The organism is Hydrogenivirga sp., assembly GCF_056450045.1.
The window spans coordinates 1-3,156 of record NZ_JBWONM010000165.1; the positions used below are offsets into that span (position 1 = coordinate 1).

Genomic DNA, 3,156 nt, shown 5'->3' on the forward strand with positions numbered 1-3,156 from the left:
CACACCTCACCTCTTATATCAAGCTCCTTGTCAGCCTTAACCTCTTGCATGGTAGGTAAATAATATAATTCATTTTGTCAAGCTTTATAATAGAAAAGGCTATGCTGGTGGGCGAAGAGGTAGTTGCCAGAAGCGTTAAGATTGAAGTGGTTGGAGAGATAGAGAGGTGCCGTGAGGCTGAGGACTCAAAGTTCTTCTGCCTTCCCGTGAAGATCCACTTTGACAACGGGGAGGTCAGGGATTACCTCCTGAAGTCCCACGGGGATACAAAGGGTTTGGAGAACTTCCTCGCCAACAAGAAGGGGATAAGGGACAGGCTTGAGAAGAGCTTCGTTCTCCTTAAGAGCGGTGAGGTAAGGAGGGTTTACTCAGGAGAGGAGGGCTAAGCTCCTCTTTAGGTCTTCCTCAATCTGCCTCTTGAGCTCCTCAAGGGAGGGGAACTTTTTCTCCTCTCTCAGGAACTTTACGAACTCTACCTTTATCTTTTTCCCCCGCAGGTCCTCCTTGAAGTTGGGGATGTGAACCTCAAGGACCTTCTTCTTACCACCGAAGGTAGGTCTGTACCCGTAATTAGCCACGCCCGGGAGGGCGTCGTTCACGATAACCGCATATACCCCTTCCCTCAGGCACAGGTTCTCGGTACCTTTCAGGTTGGCGGTAGGAAAGCCGAGCTTAGTTCCCCTACCCTCACCTCTGACGACCTTCCTCCTTATCCAGTACCTCCTCCCGAGGAACTCCTCAGCCTCCTCAAGTCTTCCCTCAAGGAGGAGCCTCCTGATGAGGGTTGAGCTTATTATGTGTCCGTTCTTCTTGTAGGGAGATGCCAGCTCAACCTCAAAGCCGAGCCTCTCTCCCACCTCCCTTGCGAGCTCAATCTCTCCCTCCCTTCTGTAGCCAAACCTCCAGTCGTATCCGACGAGAAGGTACCTGCAGCCCAGCCTCCTGTAAAGGATCTCCTCAAGGAAGTCTTTGGCGCTCATATGGGAGAACTCTCTATCAAACCTTATGAAGCTCAGGTAATCTATGTCCTCCTTCTCTAAGAGCTCAATCTTTTCCTCTGGACTTGATAGCTCGCACAGGAGTAGCTTTGGAGCGAGAACCTTGAGCGGGTGGGGACAGAAGGTAACGACGAGTGTCTTCAGACCCCTACTGTGTGCCTTCTCCTTCAGGGTTTCAAGGAGGTATCTGTGTCCAAGATGAACGCCGTCAAAGTTCCCCACGGTAACAGCGGTTTTTTCAGCAAGCTGGGGGAGCTTTTCTATACTTATCGGACATCTTTTGTCCGAGAGCTTGAGGAAGAAGGGCTTCATAACATCAACCGGGGGGCCAGCCCATCACCCTTCCGCCTATGAGGTGGAGGTGAAGGTGAAAAACGCTCTGACCAGCATCCTTTCCCACGTTGAAGACGAGCCTGTACCCGCCGTTAAGCTCCTCGTCGGGTGTGAGCCCCTGCTCATCGGCTATCTTTCTCGCAACTGTGAACATGTGACCGACGAGGCACTCGTCCTCTTCCCTGAGCTCCTGTATGCCGAGTATGTGCTTCTTGGGAACTATCAATATGTGAACGGGTGCAACAGGGTTTATGTCGTGGAAGGCATAGACCTGCTCGTCCTCATAGACCTTGTTGGAGGGTATCTCTCCTCTCACTATCTTGCAGAAGATGCAGTCCTTTTCCTGCATGGGTTTTATTTTAGACGATCTTGCCGAACTCCTCAAAGGTGAATCTGTAGGCTCTCGGGAGGAGCTCTTTCTCAGGGTGTTTGTAGCCTATGGCTATTATGAGGGGAACGAGCCTGTTCTTGCCTATGCGGAGGAATCTCTTGAGCTTGGCTTCATCAAAACCCTCCATCGGGTGGGTTTCAAGCCCGAAGTAGCGGGCAACTATCATAACGCTCATGGCAAAGAGAGCGCTGTCCCTTATAGCCTTCCTCTTCCTCTTCTCTGGACTCTTCCAGCCGGCGAGTATAGTCTCCTTCAGAGACTCCCTCTGGTCTGCGGGGATATACCCGAGCTCTACCCAGCTGTCTAAGACCCTGTCAACGTGCTCCTCGGCAGCGTTGAGGTTGGCTATGACGACTATGTTGGCGCTCGCATCTGTGACCTTGTCCTGACCGTAGCATATCTCCTTCAGAGCTTCCTTCTTTTCCTTGCTCTTTACGACTATCACCTCCCAGGGCTGGAGGTTGTAACCCGAGGGAGATAAGGCGGCTATGTTGAGTATCTCCTTTATCACCTCGTCGGGGACATCTCTGGTTGGGTCAAAGAAGGTTATGGACCTCCTATCCTGTATGTACTTCAGGCATTCCTCCCTTTTTTCCTTGAGGGTCGCCTCTTCCACGCCCTCAAGAACCCCCGAAACGAGCTCCGCCACACCCGTTGCTGTCTTGGCGGTTAGCTCCTGAAGTGTCTTTATCACGCCCTCAAGCCTTCCACCCATCTGCTTCCTAGTCTCCTGGATACCCTCAAGTATCCCCTCGGTTATCTCCTTCACCTTCTCCTTTGAGGGCTGGACCTCCTTCAGGGTCTTGTCGGTCATCTCCTTTATGGTCTCTGCGGTTGCCTTCTGTATGTCCTTTGTCTTTTCAAAGAAGGTCCTGAAGAGCTCCCTCGCCTCCTTTCTCAGGTCCTTTTCTCTCTTCTCTTCCCCCATCTTTCTCACCTCCTCAATCTATTTTAATCCTTGACGAGCTCAATTGAGACCTCACCTCCCATACCCACCCTCAGGAGCTCCTTCCTCCCTTCGGTTATCTCAATCCTGACGGGTATCCTCTGGGCTACCTTGGTAAACTCTCCGGCTGTTATATCCCTCGGTATGAGGGCGAACTTTGCCGCGGTTGCCCTGTTTATCTCCTTTACAACACCCCTGAACTCCTCATCGGGGTAGGCGTCTATCTTCACGACCACCTCGTTCCCCTCCCTGACCCCCTCCAGCTTCGTCTCTTCAAGAAGGACGAGAATATAAATGTCTTCCGGGTTATAGACGGCGTAAATGTACTGCCCTGGACGGACAACCTCTCCCCTGCTTATATACCTCTTGACAACGTAGCCCTCTATGGGACTCCTCAGAGTCGTCTCCTTGAGGAGGTTTTCCACATCCTCTCTCTTTTTGAGGAGAGCTTGCCTCTGCCTCTCAAGGGCTTGAACCCTCCTGTCTAT

Annotated in this window: 5 protein-coding genes; 1 reads left to right on the forward strand and 4 read right to left on the reverse strand. The window is 51.9% G+C overall.

Going from position 1 to position 3,156, the window contains the following annotated elements; genetic code table 11:
• Positions 1-74: 74 nt before the first annotated feature.
• Positions 75-386, forward strand: coding sequence for a hypothetical protein (locus AC1HCM_RS06695; RefSeq protein WP_479460993.1), 312 nt, complete (start codon positions 75-77; stop codon positions 384-386).
• On the opposite strand, the gene AC1HCM_RS06700 is transcribed toward AC1HCM_RS06695, so the two are convergent.
• The 4 genes from AC1HCM_RS06700 to AC1HCM_RS06715 form a co-directional block, all read right to left on the reverse strand.
• Complete coding sequence (locus AC1HCM_RS06700; protein ID WP_479460994.1) at positions 369-1,310, reverse strand: bifunctional riboflavin kinase/FAD synthetase; 942 nt, start codon at positions 1,308-1,310, stop codon at positions 369-371. The two genes, AC1HCM_RS06695 and AC1HCM_RS06700, sit on opposite strands and share 18 nt — an antisense overlap.
• A gap of 4 nt (positions 1,311-1,314) precedes the next feature.
• Positions 1,315-1,680, reverse strand: a complete 366-nt coding sequence (locus AC1HCM_RS06705; RefSeq protein ID WP_479460995.1) for a histidine triad nucleotide-binding protein — start codon at positions 1,678-1,680, stop codon at positions 1,315-1,317.
• A 10-nt stretch (positions 1,681-1,690) separates the two neighbouring features.
• A complete protein-coding gene (locus tag AC1HCM_RS06710; protein WP_479460996.1) occupies positions 1,691-2,650 on the reverse strand; it encodes a nitroreductase family protein in 960 nt (319 codons plus the stop codon).
• A 23-nt stretch (positions 2,651-2,673) separates the two neighbouring features.
• Positions 2,674-3,156, reverse strand: a 483-nt coding sequence (locus AC1HCM_RS06715) for an HlyD family secretion protein (protein WP_479460997.1), incomplete at its 5' end; no start/stop codon positions are given.

What these genes read in the sequence shown, in the direction of transcription:
- AC1HCM_RS06710 (WP_479460996.1), bottom strand. Translation starts at nt 2,650, where the DNA reads ATGGGGGAAGAGAAGAGAGAAAAGGACCTGAGAAAGGAGGCGAGGGAG.
- AC1HCM_RS06705 (WP_479460995.1), bottom strand. Translation starts at nt 1,680, where the DNA reads ATGCAGGAAAAGGACTGCATCTTCTGCAAGATAGTGAGAGGAGAGATA.
- AC1HCM_RS06700 (WP_479460994.1), bottom strand. Translation starts at nt 1,310, where the DNA reads ATGAAGCCCTTCTTCCTCAAGCTCTCGGACAAAAGATGTCCGATAAGT.